Origin of the sequence: Lentzea miocenica (genome assembly GCF_033949945.1) — a bacterium.
GTDB classification, from domain to species: domain Bacteria; phylum Actinomycetota; class Actinomycetes; order Mycobacteriales; family Pseudonocardiaceae; genus Lentzea; species Lentzea miocenica.
The window spans coordinates 1-16,063 of the sequence record NZ_JAXAVW010000040.1 but is presented as its reverse complement, the minus strand read 5'-3'; the positions used below and the strand labels follow the sequence as shown (position 1 = coordinate 16,063).

Below are 16,063 nucleotides of genomic sequence, written 5' to 3'. Positions count from 1 at the left end.
TTTAACAAAACTTGTCCCGATCAGGTGGCGGAGTACCCGACACCGGCTCGGACCAGGCCCAACACGTCGTCGCCGAACTTATCAAGCTTGGAGGCGCCGATGCCCGAGATCGCCACAAGTCCGGCCGAATCCGTGGGTCGCTGCTCCGCGATCGCCATCAACGTCGCGTCGGTGAAGACGACGTACGCGGGCACCTTGAGCTCCCGCGCCCGCCCCGCACGCCAGCGGCGCAACGACTCGAGCAGCTCTTCGTCCACATCGGACGGGCAGGACCTGCATCGACCGAGCTTGACGGCTTGCGCGTCGACCAGAGTCGACATGCAGACCCGGCAGGCCGGCTTCTCCTTCTTCATGAGAGGTGGCCGCTGCGCACCGCCAGATACTCGAGCGGCCGGGTGGTTCTCGGGCACGAGGTTGTAGAGGAAGCGCGATCGGCGGCGGTACTTGCGTCCACCGGCCGCGCGCGACAACGCCCACGACAGCCAGAGGTGCTCACGCGCGCGCGTCACGCCTACATATAGAAGGCGGCGTTCTTCTTCGACCTTCGCCTCGTCGCCATCGGCGTACTGGATCGGCATCGTGCCCTCGACCAGGCCGACGAGGAACACGGCGTCCCACTCCAGGCCCTTCGACGCGTGCAGCGACGCCAGCGTCACGCCTTCGACGGTCGGCGGGTGCTGTGCCTCGGCGCGCATGTCCAGCTCGACGCAGAAGCGCGGCAGGTCGGCCTCGGGCGTCGAGATGACGAACTCCTCGGCGAGTTCGACCAGCGCGAGCAACGACTCCCAGCGCTCACGTGCGGAGCCACCGGTCGGCGGTTCGTCGGTCAGGCCGACACGGCCCAGCACCGAGCGGACCACCTCGGGCAGGCTGCCGGAGACCTCGCCGGCCGAGCGCAACGCGATCATCGCCTGGCGCACTTCGGCACGTTCGAAGAACCGCTCGCCGCCGCGCACCAGGTAAGGGATGCCGAGCGACGCGAGCGCCTGCTCGTACACCTCTGACTGCGCGTTGACGCGGTAGAGGATCGCGATCTCGGAAGCCGCGACGCCCTCGTCGAGCAACGCCTTGATGCGCAGGGCGACCGCGTCCGCCTCGGCCGGTTCGTCGTCGAACTCGTGAAACCGCGGCGCGGGCCCCTCCGGCCGCTGGCCGATCAGCTGCAGCCGCGAACCCGCTGGCCGCCCGCGCGCCCACTTGATCACGTCGTTGGCCAGTGCCACGACCTGCGGCGTCGACCGGTAGTCGCGCTCCAGCCGCACGACGACCGCCTCGGGGAACCGCCGCGGGAAGTTGAGCAGCGGCTGCGGCGAGGCGCCGGCGAACGAGTAGATGGTCTGGTTCGCGTCGCCGACCACGGTCAGGTCGTCCCGGCCGCCGAGCCACGAGTCGAGCACACGCTGCTGCAGCGGCGTCACGTCCTGGTACTCGTCGACCACGAAGCAGCGGTAGCGGTCGCGGAACTCCTGCGCGACCTCGGCGCTGTCCTCCAGCGCCCCGGCCGTGTAGAGCAGCAGGTCGTCGAAGTCGAGCAGCTGCGCCTCGTTCTTGAGCTGCTCGTAGGTCGTGTAGAGCTTCATGATCTGCTCGGCGGGCGCCGGGATGTCCCGTGCGGCGCGCGCGGCGGCAACCGGGTAGTCCTCCGGCGTCAGCAGCGACGCCTTCGCCCACTCGATCTCGCTGGTCAGGTCGCGCAGCGCGTCGGGCTCGGTCGGCAGCCCCAGCCGGGACGCCGCACGCGCGACGACGCGGATCTTCTGGTCGACCAGCTCCCAGCGCGGACCGCCGATGACGCGCGGCCAGAAGTAGCGCAACTGACGTGAGGCGGCGGCGTGGAACGTCACGGCCTGTGCGCCGTGCACGTCGAGAGAACGCAAACGGGTGCGCATCTCCCCCGCGGCGCGCTTGGTGAACGTGACGGCGAGGACCTGCGACGGAGCGACATGACCGCGTTGGCACAGGTAGGCGATGCGGTGGGTGATGGTGCGCGTTTTGCCGGTACCGGCCCCCGCGAGCACGCACACCGGGCCGCGCGGAGCCTCGACCGCTGCGCGCTGTTCCGGATCAAGACCCTCCAGCAACGCGTCCATGCCCGGCAGTCTCGCAGATGGCCGAGCTGTGCTAAGACAGGCTCCCGCTGTGTTCGATTATTTTGGCCAGTATCCTGTGAGCATGGCTGGTAAGCAGGACAAGGCGGCTGCCAAAGAAGCGGCGAAGGTTCGCCGCGCGGCATCACGCGAGCGGCGCAAGCAGATCTTCGAGGCGTTCAAGATGCAACGCCGCGAGGACAAGGCGCTGATTCCGCTGATGCTGGGGGCCGTCCTCGGCGTCACGGCGATCGCCGTCGTCCTGGGCCTGGTCTTCAACGCGGTCTGGATGACCGTGCCGCTGGGCGTCGCGATCGGCGCGCTGCTGGCCGTGATCATCTTCGGCCGCCGCGTGCAGAGCAACGTCTTCCGCAAGGCCGACGGCCAGGCGGGTGCCGGCGCGTGGGCGCTGGAGAACCTGCGCGGCCGCTGGCGGGTCACCCCCGCCGTCGCGGGCACCACGCACTTCGACGCCGTGCACCGCGTGATCGGCCGGCCGGGCGTGGTCCTGGTCGCCGAGGGTGCGTCGCACCGGGTGAAGCCGCTCCTCGCCCAGGAGAAGAAGCGCATCTCGCGCGTCATCGGCGAGACGCCGATCTACGACTTCATCATCGGCTCAGAAGAGGGCCAGATCCCGCTCAAGAAGCTGCAGTCGACGCTGATGAAGCTGCCGCGCAACATCACGGCCGCCCAGGTCGACACGCTCGAGACCCGCCTCGCCGCGCTGGCCAGCCGCGGTGCCGCGCTGCCCAAGGGCCCGATGCCGGCGGGCGCGAAGATGCGCAACGTCCAGCGCTCGCTGCGCCGTCGTTGACCTCAGGTCGTAGCTGATCCAGCCTCCACCAGCACAAAGGCCCGCCGCACAGCTCGTGCGGCGGGCCTTTTCACGTCTGGAGGGAGCTATCGGACCTTGATGACGACGGTGCCCGCCGCCTTGTCGTGCAGGCACCGGCCGTCCGAGTCCCAGACCAGCGCCGGAATCAGCGGGAAGATCAGAACCGTGCGCAGCAGCGCGCGGGGCAGGTGCACGAAGGCCTTGCCGTCGATCCGCGCCACCCGCAGCCCGAACACCGCGTGCCCCGGCGTGAACCCGAAGTACGCGACCGCGATCACGGTGATGACGAACCAGGCCAGCAGACTCCAGTTGCGCGGCAGGTCCGGCCGCGTGAACACCGCAGCGACGCCCGCCGACAGCAGGAAGTCGGTCAGGATGGCGGCCGTGCGCCGTCCGATCGAGGCGATGGATCCCGGCCCCTTCTCGGGGAAGCCGTGGCGCTCACCACGCCAGCGCTGCTGGGTGCCGTCGTTCGACCCCTCGCCCGGCTCCAGTACGGAGTTGGGTCCTGACAGCCACGAACCGGTCCACTTGCTCACCCCACCAGAGTAAAGCCGTGCTCAACGGGTGAGGACCGGCAGGTCGCCTTGCCCGGTTGGGCGGCCCCGTTAACACTGGCGAAACATCGGAGTGACGGACGGGCAACACCGCCGTCATACGGTCACTCGCGATGACCAGCCGTTGTCCATAGTCAAGGAGTCGACGAGGGTGTTCAAGAATTCCGACGAGGTGCTGAAGTTCATCACCGACGAGGGCGTCAAGTTCGTCGACGTGCGGTTCAGCGACCTGCCCGGCGTGATGCAGCACTTCACGCTGCCGGCCCAGGCGTTCGACGCCGATGCGATCGAAGAGGGTTTGGCCTTCGACGGCTCCTCCGTGCGCGGTTTCCAGTCGATCCACGAGTCGGACATGCTGCTGCTGCCCGACCTGTACACCGCGCGCCTCGACCCGTTCCGGATCGAGAAGACGCTGATCGTCAACTTCTTCGTGCACGACCCGTTCACGCGTGAGGCGTACAGCCGCGACCCGCGCAACATCGCGCGCAAGGCCGAGCAGTACATCACCGACTCGGGCATCGCCGACACCGCGTACTTCGGTTCCGAGGCGGAGTTCTACATCTTCGACTCGATCCAGTTCGACACCACGGCGAACGGGGCGTTCCACAAGATCGACTCCGAATCCGGCTGGTGGAACACCGGCCGCGAGGAAGAGGGCGGCAACCTCGGCTACAAGGTGAAGTACAAGGGCGGCTACTTCCCCGTCACGCCGACCGACCACTACGCGGACCTCCGCGACCAGATGGTCCTCAACATGCAGGCCCAGGGCTTCACCGTCGAGCGCGCCCACCACGAGGTCGGCACCGCGGGCCAGGCGGAGATCAACTACAAGTTCAACACGCTGCTGCACGCCGCGGACGACTTGATGCTGTTCAAGTACATCATCAAGAACACGGCGTGGCAGGCCGGCAAGACCGTCACCTTCATGCCGAAGCCCCTCTTCGGCGACAACGGCTCGGGCATGCACACCCACCAGTCGCTGTGGAAGGACGGCGCGCCGCTGTTCCACGACGAGAGCGGCTACGCGGGCCTGTCCGACACCGCCCGCCACTACATCGGCGGCATCCTGCACCACGCGCCGTCGCTGCTGGCCTTCACCAACCCGACGGTGAACAGCTACCACCGCCTGGTCCCCGGCTACGAGGCCCCGGTCTCGCTGGTCTACTCCCAGCGCAACCGCTCGGCGTGCGTCCGCATCCCGATCACGGGCAACAACCCGAAGGCCAAGCGCATCGAGTTCCGCTGCCCCGACTCGTCCGGCAACCCGTACCTCGCCTTCTCGGCGATGGTCATGGCCGGCCTCGACGGCGTGAAGAACAAGATCGAGCCGCCGGCCCCGATCGACAAGGACCTCTACGAGCTCCCGCCCGAGGAGGCCCGCGACGTCAAGCAGGTCCCGGCCACCCTCGACGCGGTGCTGGACAACCTGGAGGCCGACCACGAGTTCCTGCTCGAGGGCGGCGTGTTCACCCCGGACGTGATCGACACCTGGATCTCGTTCAAGCGTGAGCAGGAGATCGACCCGCTGCGTCTGCGCCCGAACCCCTACGAGTTCGCGCTGTACTACGACGTGTGATCGACACGCTCCAACTGCTGAGGGCCGGGCGACTGATTCAGTCGCCCGGCCCTCAGTTCGTGTAGCTGCCGAGCAGCCTCACGCTGCACGACACGCCTTTCGCGCCGGTGATGACGCGGACGTTGGAGACCACGACACCGGCCTCGTTTCCGGTCGGCAGTCTCATCAGGGCGTCACCGTCGAGGAGCGGTTCCGAGGACGTTCCGGCACCGGACCACTGCCAGAGGCCACCGGTCATCGTCTCGATCAGGTCCACCCGGTCCAGCTCGACCGTTCTGCCGTCCACGTAGACGAGCAGGGCTGGTCCTGAATAGCTGAACATCGCCTCTCCCTGCTTTCCCGACTCCTACACACACGTGTGGCGCGGGCACGAGGTTCACGTGGTACTGCTTGCACGTGACTGAGTGGACGGTGCACGGCACCCGCAGGATCTACGACTCCGAGTGGATGAGCGTCGACCTGGACGACGTCGAGGTGCCGCGGGGCGAACGGTTCGAGCACCACGTGCTGCGGTTGCCCTACCCGTCGACCGGGGTGGTTGTCGTCGAGGGCGAGAACGTTCTCCTGATGTGGCGCCACCGATTCACCACCGGCGTCTGGGGCTGGGAGATCCCGGCCGGCCGCCTCGAAGCCGGCGAAACCGCGGAGGTCGCGGCGGTCCGTGAGACCGAGGAAGAGACCGGTTATCGGGTGCGCGTCGAGCCGTTGATCACCATGAACCCGTTGAACGGCATCAGCTCGCACGTCACGCACGTCTTCGTCGGCTCCGGTGCGGTCAAGACCGGCGAGCACGATCCGGCTGAGGCCGCGCGGGTCGAGTGGGTGCCGCTCAACGAGATTCCCGCGCTGATCCGAAAAGGACAGATCCCGTGCGGCATCACGCTGGCGGCCCTCACCACCTACCTCACGCTGCGGACAACCTAGAGCGGACCTCCATCAGGGCCTCGCCGAGCAGGTTCAGGCCGAGCCAGGCGGACGGGTCCGAGGCGCGCGGATCTGATGCGACCAGGCCGATGCCCCACACGCGGTCCTGAGGGCTGGCTTCCACCAGCACGCGGGAACCCGTGCCCAGCAGGTAGGAACGCAGGGCGGGGTCCTGACCGAACTTCGCCAGGTTGCCGTCGACCACGATCGGCAGGCGCTGGGACTCCCAGACGGACGAGGAGAAGTCCGAGATCGAGCGGCCCAGCGCCTTGGCTTCCGCCGGGGTGCGGGCGGCCAGCATGCGCGAGGCCGAGGCGAGGTCGTTGAACAGCAACGCCTTGCGCCACATCATGTAGTGCTCGGCCGACGCGAACTGTTGTCCCTCAACGACAAATGAGCAGGGCCACCACTGCGACAGGCAGCCCTTGCCGATGCTGCCGTCGTGTTCGGGCTGGTGGCCCCAGAAGAACAAGAACTTCACACGGCCACAGTAGGTCGTCTACGAGCGATCGTCCGCCGGGTTTTCGTCAGGCTCGGGCATCTCCGGCTCGCGCCAGGTCTGGGACCTCGTCGGGCCGCCCGCGCGCAGCTCGTTCGCCAGCTCGCGCTTCAGCTCGTCGTCGCGGGCGGGGCCGTGCTGATCACTTCCACGCTGTGCCACAGGTGCCTCCCAAAGTGTTGAACACACGAGAGGCGTACCCACTCGGCGCGGCCCAATCACTTCGGGATCGGGATGCCCGTCACGGTGATCGCGGCGCCGGTCGGGGCGAACTGGCCGGAGATCGACGAGAACGTCAGAGTGAGCGAGTTCACACCCGTGCCGAGCTTCTCGTCGAGCACCACGGTGCCCGAGGTCGTGGTGCCCTGGGTCACCAGGCTGTCCCACTTGCTGCTCGAGGCCGTGTAGGTGCGCTTCAGATCGTCCAGGACCGCGATGCCGTCCACAGGGAGGGTCATTCTGGCCTGGGAGGCGTTCGTGGCCGTTACGAAGAGCTTCACACGGCCGTTCGCGGCTTCTACGCGGGTGACTTCTATCGTCAGCATGCCGCGCTGTTGCTTGAAGGAACCCGTCTGCACCTTCACATCTGCGGAAGGCTCCGTGGTTTCCAGTGCGCCATCAGGGGTTTCGACGGCGTTCGACGTAGTCGTCGTCGCCGTGACGTTGGGCTGGGCGGTGGAGTTGCTACCGCTCAGTGCAAACTGAATCACACCGAGTAGTGCAAGCACCCCAGCAGCCACGCCCGCGATGGTGATCGCAGTCTTTGCTCCGCGCGTGACCCGACGATGCTGCATGTCTTCCTCTGTTCGACCCCCGTGCTTTGCCCTCAGCTCCCCCGCTGGGCGCGCCTAGTCTCATCTCGATTGGGTGAAACGTCAATGCGCTAGGGTCCGCGCGTGTCCCAAGATGTCGCCGAATTCACGGCTCCGCAGCTGCTCACCACCCACATCGTCGACTCGGTAGTCGAGGCGCTCGAAGCGGTTCAGGCCGCTGACGTGCTCGACCTCGGTGTCCGCGTCTACAACCGTCTCGTTCCCGACGCCGACGACGCAGAGTCGTTGGAAGAGGAGTGGGTCATCGAGGTTTACACCAGCGCGCCTGCTGTCGACCCCGATCAGGACGAAGACTGAGCAGTCCAGAAATGGGGGCACCCCACCAGGTGCCCCCAAACCTGAAAACAAACCTGAAGCTTTCAGGCCGTTAGTACGACTTTCCCGCGCACGTGCCCGCCTTCGAGCAACTTGTGCGCCTTCACGGCGTCGGCCAACGGAAACGTCTGCTGCACCTCGACGCGCAGCGAACCGGCCGCGACCAGATCCACCAGCCACTGCGTCTGTTCCGCGTTCGGACGCGCCCAGGTGTTGATCACGCCGTGCTCCATCGCCCGCGGCCCGTCCACAATGGACGTCATCCGCGCCCGGTCGCGCACCAGCTGCAACGACTGGTCGAACGCGAGCCCGCCGACGTTGTCGACCACCACGTCGACCAGGCCATCACCGCCGATCAGCTCCGCCACCGCGTCGACCAGCGCGTCACCGTAGGCGACCGGTTCGGCCCCGAGCGACCGCACGAACTCGTGGTTGCGCGGCGAGGCCGTGCCGAGGACCCGCGCGGCACCGAGCTCTCGCGCGATCTGCACCTGAAGATGCCCGACACCGCCCGCGGCCGCGTGCACCAGCACGACGTCGCCGGACCCGGTGCCGACGGCTTTCAGCGCCTGCAACGCCGTCAGCCCTGCCAGCGGCAGTGCGGCGGCCGTCACGAAGTCCACGTTGGACGGTTTGCGCGCGATCATCCGGTCCGGCAGCGCGACCAGCTCTGCATAGGTGCCGAGCTGGACGTGGTCCTTGCGCGCGTAGGCGAGCACCTCGTCGCCAGGCTTCCAGTCCTGCACGCCGATGCCGACCGCCCGCACGACTCCGGACACGTCCCAGCCGGGGATCAACGGCAGATGGTGCGGCAGCAGGCCCTGCAGGTAACCGGCTCTGACCTTGAAGTCCACCGGGTTCACCCCGGCCGCCTTGACCTCCACCAGGACCTGGTCAGGCCCGAGCAGCGGGTCGGGCAGCTCCTGCCACGACATGACGTCGGCGTCGCCGAACTGGGTAAACGCGATCGCTTTCACAGTCCCTCACCGTAGAAGACTCGCTCCGCGACCGCACGTGCACGGCGAGTAGTCCGGCGATATTCCTCCAGGAACACGCCCGGATCGCCGTTGGGCTGATACCCCATCACTGAGGCGACGGCGACGAGGTCGCGCCCGGACGTCGGCAGCTGGTCGGAGGCCTTGCCCCGCACCAACGTCACGGCGTTGCGCGCGTGCGTGGCCAGATTCCACGCGGCCGTCAGCGCGGCGGCGTCGTCCTCAGCCAGCAGACCCGCGGCGACGGCGGCGGCCATCGCGGCCGTTGTGGACGGTGTGCGCAGGCCGGGAACAGCGCCGGAGTGCTGGAGCTGCAACAACTGCACGGTCCACTCGACGTCCGCGAGCCCGCCTCGCCCGAGCTTGGTGTGCGTGCTCGGGTCGGCACCGCGCGGCAGCCGTTCCGTTTCGACCCGCGCCTTGATCCGCCGGATCTCCCGCACCGACGCCGCGTCCAGGCCTTCTGCCGGATACCGCAGCGGCTCGATCAACGCCTCGAAGTCGGCGCCGAGCGCCGCGTCGCCCGCGATGAACCGAGCCCTCAGCAGCGCCTGCTTCTCCCAGATCTCCGCCCACTGCCGGTAGTACGCGCGGTACGAGTCGAGCGTCCGCACCAGCGGCCCCTGCCGCCCCTCCGGCCGCAGGTCCGCGTCGACCTGCAGCGGCGGGTCCTGCGACGACGCGCCGAGCAGCCGCCGGATGTTCTCCACGACACCGCTCGCCCACTTCGCCGCCTCGGCGTCGGACACGCCCTCGAACGGCCGGCACACGAACAGCACGTCCGCGTCCGAGCTGTAGCCGAGCTCGTGCCCGCCGAGCCGGCCCATGCCGATCACGGCCAGCGCGGCAACGGGTTCGCCGGACGCCCGCACCGCCGCGTCCAGCGCGCTCTGCAGCACCGCTCCCCACACCTCGGACAGCGAGACGCACACCGTCTCGATCGGCATGAACCCCAACAGGTCCGCGGCGGCGATCCGCAACATCTCGTGGCGCCGCATCGACCGCGCGGCCGCGACCGCGCGCGCCAGGTCGTCGTACCGGGAAACCGCACTGCGCAAGGGGTTTCCGATGGAGTGCGGATCGCGGCCGACCAACGCGTCGGTGTCCGCGAGCAGCCGCAACACCTCCGGCGCCCGCACGAGCAGGTCAGGAACGAACTTGGAGGTGCCGAGCAGCACCGCGAGCCGTTCGACGACAGCGCCCTCGTCGCGCAAAAGCCGCAGGTACCAAGGGGTTTCCGCGAGCGCCTCGGACACCTTCCGGTACGCCAGAAGCCCACCGTCCGGGTCAGGCGTCCCGGCGAACAGGTCCAGCAGCACCGGCAGCAACGCACCCTGGATGCGAGCACGCCGGGACATGCCGTGCGTCAACGCCTGGATGTGCCGCAACGCGCCGTCGGGCGAGGTGTAACCCAACGCCGCGAGCCGGGCCACGGCCTCCTTGGTGGTGAGCCGCAACGCCTCGGTCGGCACGCCCGCCACGGACTGCAGCAGCGGCCGGTAGAACAGCTTCTCGTGCAGGCGGCGGACCTGGTTGGCGTGCTTGCGGAACTCCGTGAGCAGCACCTGCCCCTCCGACTTCTGCCCGTCCGCCGCCAGCCCGACAGAGCGCGCCAGCCAGCGCAACGCCGCGGCGTCGTCGTCTGCGGGGAAGAGGTGCGTGCGCAGTAAACGCTGCAACTGCAGCCGGTGCTCCAACGTGCGGAGGAACCGGTACGAGCGCCCGAAGTCCGCCGCGTCCTCACGCCCGACGTATCCGCCAGTGCCCAACACTGCCAACGCGGCGGTCGTCGCCTGGATGCGCAGGTCCTCATCGGAACGGCCGTGCACGAGCTGCAGCAGCTGCACCGCGAACTCGACGTCACGCAGACCACCGCGGCCGAGCTTCAACTCACGGTCGGCGAGGCCGGACGGCACGTGGTCCTCGACCCGGCGACGCATCGCCTGCACGTCCTCGACGAAGTTCTCCCGCTCCGCCGCCGTCCACACGTACGGCCGCACAACCTCGAGGTAGGCCTGCCCCAGCTCGGCGTCACCCGCGACCGGCCGCGCCTTCAGCAACGCCTGGAACTCCCAGGTCCGCGCCCACTTCTTGTAGTAGGACGCGTGCCCGTCCACAGTGCGAACCAGCGCCCCCGCCTTGCCCTCCGGCCGCAGCGCCGCGTCCACCTCGAAGCACGACTGGCCCGCGATCTGCATCATCGTGCTGGCCAGCCGGGTCGCCACGTTCAGATCACCCTCGGCGACGAACACGACGTCGACGTCGCTCACGTAGTTCAGCTCGTTCGCGCCGCACTTGCCCATCGCGATCACCGCGAGCCGGCAGCGGTCCACGCCGTTGACGCGTTCTGACGCGAGCTTCAGCGACGCTCGTAGCGCCGACACGGCGAGATCGGACAGCTGCGCGGCCACGGTGTCGTAGGGGACGAACGGCAGTGAGGACTCGACGACGTGCGCCAGGTCGTTGGCCGCAACGAGCAGCAGCTTCGCCCGGTACTCCGTGCGCAGCACACCGTCGTCCGGCAAATCCAGCGACACGTCGACCTCGCCGGTGAGCGAACGCCACCGGTCGGGGTTCACGACGAGGAAGTCCGACAACGCGGTCGACGACCCGAGCACGGCGAGCAGCCGGCCGCGCACGACCACGTCCTCGCGCAAGGCGGCCGACAGCGCCTCCCAGTCGGCGACCGGCTGCAGGCGTTCGAGGCCGCGCAGCGCGAGGTCGGGATCGGGGCAGCGGGAGAGCGCGGAGAGGATCGGCTCGGCGCCGTCGGCCGGGCGTCGGTCAGCCCACAGGCCGAGGCCGCGCAGCACTGACTCGCTGCGCGGCTCGGTGAGCCCGAATCTTGCCGGTGACGAATGACGGACTGGTTCGCTCATCAAGAGCCAACCCTAATGCCCTCACACGTCTAGAAGACGATCAGAGACAGTCCGTAAAGCACGACGGCGACACAGCCGGCGAAGCTCGCCACCGCGGGTACCTTCTTGCCGCTTGACAAGGCCCTGATGCCGAACACGAACAGGGTGACCAGGACCAACGTCACCAGCAGCGTCGCGCCGAAGACCTGGAGCAGCGCTTCCCACTTGATCGTCACGCCGCCACCTTGTGCAGCTCGGCCTGCGCGGCCACCTCGTCGACGATGTGTTCGGGCCGCACCGGCTCGCGCCGCGACAGGACCCAGATGACGCCTGCGACGATCGCACCGATCACGGCGACGCCGACGACCCCGGTGGTGCCGCTGGACGCCCACTTGCCCGCGATCGCACCGACGAAGCCGGCGGCGGGCAGCGTGAGCAGCCACCCGGCTGCCATCTTGCCCATGGTGCCCCACTTGACACCGTGGCGATCACGGCCGAGACCGGAGCCCATGATGCCGCCGGACGCGACGTGCGTGGTCGACAGCGCGAACCCGAGGTGCGACGACGCGAGGATCGCCGTGGCGGTCGAGGTCTGCGCCGCGAAGCCCTGGGCGGGCTCGATGGTCGTCAGGCCGCGGCCGAGGGTGTGCGTGATGCGCCAGCCGCCGAGGTAGGTGCCGAGCGCGATCGCGAGACCGGCGCTGACGATCACCCAGGTGGGCGGCGCCGAGCCGGGTGCGAGCGAGCCGGACGTGATCAGCGCGAGCGTGATGATGCCCATGGTCTTCTGCGCGTCGTTCGTGCCGTGCGCGAGCGAGACCAACGAGGCCGATGCGACCTGGCCGATCTTGAACCCGGTGTGCGAGACCCGCGGGTCCGCGGCCTTCTTGAGGCGGTACACGATGATCGTCGCCATCGCCGCGACCAGGCCCGCCACCAGCGGCGCGACGACCGCGGGCACCAGCACCTTGTCGACGACCTTGGCGAAGTGGATGGCGTCCACTCCGGACGCGACCCAGGCGGCACCGATCAGGCCACCGAACAACGCGTGCGACGAGCTCGAAGGCAGCCCTGCGTACCACGTGACCAGGTTCCACATGATCGCGCCGACCAGCCCGCCGAAGATGATCGCGGGAGTGATCTTGGCGTCGTCCACGATCCCGCCGGAGATGGTCTTGGCCACCTCGACGGACAGGAAGGCGCCGACGAGGTTGAGGACCGCCGACAACGCGACCGCCGTGCGGGGCTTCAGTGCACCCGTGGCGATGGACGTGGCCATGGCGTTGGCCGTGTCGTGGAACCCGTTGGTGAAATCAAAGATGAGAGCAGTGACGACAACGATGATCACTACAAGTGCGGGATCCACACTGATCCTCCGGCTGGATCGAACAAGGTGTCCGGGAGATGACGGTACCGGGAACTCTGGGTGCCCTATAACCTACGAAAGTAACGTCACACCAACGGAAGTTGTGTGCCCAAACACCCCGCGGGCGAGAGTTCTCCCCGTACCAGCTTCGCGAATCTCGCCACGAACGGCTGCCACACCTCTTCGAAGTCGCGGTGGGCCTCCGCGAGAAAGTCCAGGTCGAAGTCGGTGGGCCGCGCGCAGGCCGCCGATTCAGGATCTTTCGCGGCCCAGTTCAAGACGATTTCCGGGGTCGTCTCGATGTGGAACTGGAGACCGTAAGCACTCGATCCGACCCGAAACGCCTGATTCGGGTATTTCGGCGAGGCAGCCAGGTGTTCCGCGCTCGGCGGCAACACGTGCACCTCGTCGCTGTGGAACTGCAGCACGTCGGGCGTGAACGGCAGATCCGCGAACAGCGGGTCCATCCCGGCCGCGTCGCGCTTCGCCACCAGCAGCACACCGACCTCTGGCCCCTGCGGTCCGCGGCGCACCTGTCCGCCGGTCGCGACTGCGAGCAGCTGCGCGCCGAGGCAGATCGCCAGGGTCGGGAGGCTCTGCGACACCGCGCTGGAGAGCAGGCGGCGGGCATCGGCGAGCCAGGGGTGCTCCAGGTCGTCGAGCGCCCCCATCTCGCCGCCCAGGCAGATCACGCCCTGGTAGCCGTCGAGGCTCGCCGGCGCGGGCTCTTCCTTCAACGGCACGAGGTGCAGCTCGACGCCCTCGGCCTCCAACCACTCGCCCAGCTTGGCCAGCGGGTCGGACTGCGAAGGCTGAAGGACGAGCAAACGCGGTGCGGTCACGCAGGTGAGCCTATGTGGGCCTCACTCAGCAATGACACGCGACCTTGGATACACCTGCTCCAACGAGCTCATCCGACTCGACCGGATAGCCCGCCTCCCGCCACGCCGTGATGCCGCCGGAGAGCCGCTTCACCCGGAAGCCCCGTCGCGCGAGTGCGAGCGCGCCCTTCGTGGCGGCGTTGCACTGGAAGCTCTCGCAGTAGCAGATGTAGACCAGGCCGGGATCGAGATCGAGCTGGTCGGGCAGGTCGCGGTAGGGCAGGTTGATCGCACCGGGAATGCGAGCCCGGGCGAACGCCTCCGGCGCGCGCGTCTCCACGAGGACGTATCCCGTGGTGTCGCCGGCCTGCAGATCGCGGTGGACGTCGTCGGGATCCGCCTCGAACGCCAGCTCGGCGGCGAAGAACTCGGCGGCGGTCTGCGGAGCGGCGGCGGGGAAGCGCAGTGCGTTCGTCATGCCCTTGATCCTGCTGGGGCGTTCCCGGTTTCGACATGCGGAACTCCAGGCGTTCGGCCGGTTCTCCTTATGATTTCCAGGTGGAACTCGACGCCGTGGACTGGAAGATCCTGACCCTGCTGCAGCAGGACGGGCGGATGTCGTTCACCGCGCTGGGCCGCGAGGTGTCGCTGTCCGCGCCGGCGGTGACCGAACGGGTGCGGCGCCTGGAGTCGCTGGGCGTGCTCACCGGTTTCGTCGCGGTGGTCTCGCCCGCCCGGCTGGGCCTGCCGATCGAGTCGATCGTGCGCGTGCGGGTGCGGTCGCTGGACACGCCGCGATTCCGGTCGCACGTCCTGGTGCTGCCGCAGATCCTGGACGCGGACCACGTGACCGGGGACGACTGCTGGCTGCTGCGCGTCGTCTGCCGGTCGATGGTCGAGCTCGAGGACCTCGTCGAGGTCATGCAGCGCTACGGCGACACCACGACCTCGCTCGTGTTCTCCTCACACGTCCGCAACCGCCCGCTGTCGCCAGAACTGTTCGACTGACCTCACGTGTCACTTCATACGATCGGGTGATGGCTGACCGGATCCGGGCACTGCTCCGTCTCGTTCAGTGGGGCTGGCGCTGGCCGGCACGTTGTCCACAACCTGATCGGGTGGTGAGTGTCCTGAAACGACGTTTTGTTTCTCCCGCATATACGGAAGCGCGGGGGATGCGACCGGGACGCGGGCTGCCTGTGACCGCGCTGGGTGGCGTCGATCGCGGTCAGGTGGACGCTGTTGTTCACCGGGTCTGCTTCGAGGAAGGCGCCCGCGGTGGCCGCGAAGGCCTGGACGTCCTTGTGCGCTAACGCTTCCACCAGAACTCCACCCAGTCGTCGAGTGGTTGGTAGCCGATGCGTTGGTAGATCGAGTTCGAGGTCGGGTTGGTCAGGTCCGCGAAGAGCAGGACGTCGGTGGCGCCCTGGTCCAGTGCCCACTGGCTGACCATCGCGCTGACGGCGGCGCCGTAGCCGTGCTTGCGGTGCTCGGGTGGGGTGTAGACCGGGCCGACCCTGGTCATGCCGGCCTGCGGAAGGCTCGCCACCGCCCAGGCTACGGGTGTGCCGTTGATCTCCCAGAGTGCGTGGCCGTTGCCGAGGCGCAGGGAGCTGCGCATGGCTTCGGCCGCTCCTTCGTCCGGGGCCTCCGGCACGGCTTCCCTCAGGAACTCCTTGCGCCAGGTGCCGAGAAGTTCGGCGTCCTCCTCGGTGGCCAGGCGTCCGGAACCTTCGACGGCCGGCGGGGCCAGGGTGCCGAGGCGGTAGAGCCTGGTGGCGAGGGATTCGCTGAAGTCCTTGCCCGTCGCTGTGGCGAAGGCCTCAGACCTCTCCCGCGGACCGGTCACCCCCGGAGAGTCCGGATCGACCTCGTGGGTTGTTCGCACCGCCAGGTCCACCGCGTCGAGTGGAAGATCCGCTGCTTGGAACGGCCAGGGTGGGGTGCGGATCAGTGAGCCGATCACTTCGCCGTTCTCGTGGAATGTGATCAAGGTCGGCGGATGGTCGGTGGCCGGCAGTCGGCGTACGCGGTCGAGTGAAGTCAGCGCGATGGTGTTCCGCACCGGATCGGCCGCGAGCCGATCGTGGGTGGCGGCGTCGAACGACTCCAGGGTTCTGTGCACGACCGCGTCCATGGGTCCATCAGATCAGGGCTGGCAAGCGAGAAATCCGGGCATGCAAAAGACCCCTGAGGGGAGCACCGAAGTGCTCGACCCTCAGGGGTCTTCTGAAAGATTGTCCGGCGGCGACCTACTCTCCCACACCGTAACCAGTGCAGTACCATCGGCGCAGAAGGGCTTAACTACCGGGTTCGGAATGGGACCGGGTGTTTCCCCAACGCTATAACCACCGAAACTCTGTGGAGTTGTACCTGCGGCGATCGGAATGCCGCTCG

The 16,063-nt window shown here is 68.1% G+C and carries 18 protein-coding genes and 1 rRNA gene; 5 read left to right on the top strand and 14 right to left on the bottom strand.

The window, feature by feature from the left end; genetic code table 11:
* Positions 1-20 precede the first annotated feature (20 nt).
* Complete coding sequence (locus tag SK803_RS37670; RefSeq protein ID WP_319970979.1) at positions 21-2,090, bottom strand: ATP-dependent DNA helicase UvrD2; 2,070 nt, start codon at positions 2,088-2,090, stop codon at positions 21-23.
* 82 nt (positions 2,091-2,172) lie between these two features.
* Between SK803_RS37670 and SK803_RS37665 the strand changes: the two genes are divergently transcribed.
* Positions 2,173-2,901, top strand: coding sequence for a DUF4191 domain-containing protein (locus tag SK803_RS37665; RefSeq protein WP_319970978.1), 729 nt, complete (start codon positions 2,173-2,175; stop codon positions 2,899-2,901).
* Between the two features lie 86 nt (positions 2,902-2,987).
* Here SK803_RS37665 and SK803_RS37660 read toward each other — a convergent pair whose 3' ends face one another.
* A complete protein-coding gene (locus SK803_RS37660; RefSeq protein ID WP_319970977.1) occupies positions 2,988-3,461 on the bottom strand; it encodes an RDD family protein in 474 nt (157 codons plus the stop codon).
* A gap of 169 nt (positions 3,462-3,630) precedes the next feature.
* Between SK803_RS37660 and glnA the strand changes: the two genes are divergently transcribed.
* Positions 3,631-5,055, top strand: a complete 1,425-nt coding sequence (glnA, locus tag SK803_RS37655; RefSeq protein ID WP_319970976.1) for a type I glutamate--ammonia ligase — start codon at positions 3,631-3,633, stop codon at positions 5,053-5,055.
* Between the two features lie 52 nt (positions 5,056-5,107).
* Here glnA and SK803_RS37650 read toward each other — a convergent pair whose 3' ends face one another.
* Positions 5,108-5,377 (bottom strand): hypothetical protein, encoded by a 270-nt coding sequence (locus SK803_RS37650; protein WP_319970975.1) that lies wholly within the window; start codon positions 5,375-5,377, stop codon positions 5,108-5,110.
* A 74-nt stretch (positions 5,378-5,451) separates the two neighbouring features.
* On the opposite strand from SK803_RS37650, the gene SK803_RS37645 reads away from it, so the two are divergent.
* Positions 5,452-5,979 (top strand): NUDIX hydrolase, encoded by a 528-nt coding sequence (locus tag SK803_RS37645; protein ID WP_319970974.1) that lies wholly within the window; start codon positions 5,452-5,454, stop codon positions 5,977-5,979.
* On the opposite strand, the gene SK803_RS37640 is transcribed toward SK803_RS37645, so the two are convergent.
* The 3 genes from SK803_RS37640 to SK803_RS37630 are packed head-to-tail and all read right to left on the bottom strand — an operon-like array spanning position 5,960 to position 7,188.
* Positions 5,960-6,460, bottom strand: a complete 501-nt coding sequence (locus SK803_RS37640; protein ID WP_319970973.1) for an NADAR family protein — start codon at positions 6,458-6,460, stop codon at positions 5,960-5,962. The two genes, SK803_RS37645 and SK803_RS37640, sit on opposite strands and share 20 nt — an antisense overlap.
* 18 nt (positions 6,461-6,478) lie before the next feature.
* A complete protein-coding gene (locus tag SK803_RS37635; RefSeq protein WP_319970972.1) occupies positions 6,479-6,640 on the bottom strand; it encodes a hypothetical protein in 162 nt (53 codons plus the stop codon).
* Between the two features lie 56 nt (positions 6,641-6,696).
* Positions 6,697-7,188 carry a hypothetical protein gene (locus SK803_RS37630; RefSeq protein WP_319970971.1) on the bottom strand — a complete coding sequence of 164 codons (492 nt, stop codon included), beginning with the start codon at positions 7,186-7,188 and terminating at the stop codon, positions 6,697-6,699.
* 186 nt (positions 7,189-7,374) lie between these two features.
* Between SK803_RS37630 and SK803_RS37625 the strand changes: the two genes are divergently transcribed.
* The gene (locus tag SK803_RS37625; protein WP_319970970.1) at positions 7,375-7,608 is read left to right on the top strand and encodes a hypothetical protein; all 234 of its coding nucleotides are present in this window, start codon (positions 7,375-7,377) and stop codon (positions 7,606-7,608) included.
* A gap of 62 nt (positions 7,609-7,670) precedes the next feature.
* On the opposite strand, the gene SK803_RS37620 is transcribed toward SK803_RS37625, so the two are convergent.
* From SK803_RS37620 to SK803_RS37595, 6 genes are all read right to left on the bottom strand, one after another.
* On the bottom strand, positions 7,671-8,603 hold the full coding sequence (locus tag SK803_RS37620) for an NADP-dependent oxidoreductase (protein ID WP_319970969.1): 933 nt from the start codon (positions 8,601-8,603) through the stop codon (positions 7,671-7,673).
* Positions 8,600-11,500 (bottom strand): bifunctional [glutamine synthetase] adenylyltransferase/[glutamine synthetase]-adenylyl-L-tyrosine phosphorylase, encoded by a 2,901-nt coding sequence (locus tag SK803_RS37615; RefSeq protein WP_319970968.1) that lies wholly within the window; start codon positions 11,498-11,500, stop codon positions 8,600-8,602. The genes SK803_RS37620 and SK803_RS37615 overlap by 4 nt, the downstream gene beginning before the upstream one ends.
* Positions 11,501-11,529: 29 nt before the next feature.
* Complete coding sequence (locus tag SK803_RS37610) at positions 11,530-11,715, bottom strand: hypothetical protein (RefSeq protein WP_319970967.1); 186 nt, start codon at positions 11,713-11,715, stop codon at positions 11,530-11,532.
* Positions 11,712-12,845 (bottom strand): inorganic phosphate transporter, encoded by a 1,134-nt coding sequence (locus SK803_RS37605; RefSeq protein WP_319970966.1) that lies wholly within the window; start codon positions 12,843-12,845, stop codon positions 11,712-11,714. Before SK803_RS37605 ends, SK803_RS37610 begins: the two co-directional genes overlap by 4 nt.
* Before the next feature lie 86 nt (positions 12,846-12,931).
* The gene (locus SK803_RS37600; RefSeq protein ID WP_319970965.1) at positions 12,932-13,687 is read right to left on the bottom strand and encodes a type 1 glutamine amidotransferase; all 756 of its coding nucleotides are present in this window, start codon (positions 13,685-13,687) and stop codon (positions 12,932-12,934) included.
* 25 nt (positions 13,688-13,712) lie between these two features.
* Entirely contained in the window at positions 13,713-14,144 is a 432-nt protein-coding gene (locus SK803_RS37595; RefSeq protein ID WP_319970964.1) for a rhodanese-like domain-containing protein, read from the bottom strand.
* Positions 14,145-14,224: 80 nt separating this feature from the next.
* Between SK803_RS37595 and SK803_RS37590 the strand changes: the two genes are divergently transcribed.
* A complete protein-coding gene (locus tag SK803_RS37590) occupies positions 14,225-14,674 on the top strand; it encodes an Lrp/AsnC family transcriptional regulator (protein WP_319970963.1) in 450 nt (149 codons plus the stop codon).
* 301 nt (positions 14,675-14,975) lie between these two features.
* Here SK803_RS37590 and SK803_RS37585 read toward each other — a convergent pair whose 3' ends face one another.
* The gene (locus SK803_RS37585) at positions 14,976-15,791 is read right to left on the bottom strand and encodes a GNAT family N-acetyltransferase (RefSeq protein ID WP_319970962.1); all 816 of its coding nucleotides are present in this window, start codon (positions 15,789-15,791) and stop codon (positions 14,976-14,978) included.
* A 114-nt stretch (positions 15,792-15,905) separates the two neighbouring features.
* Positions 15,906-16,022, bottom strand: a 5S ribosomal RNA gene (rrf, locus tag SK803_RS37580).
* Positions 16,023-16,063: the final 41 nt, after the last annotated feature.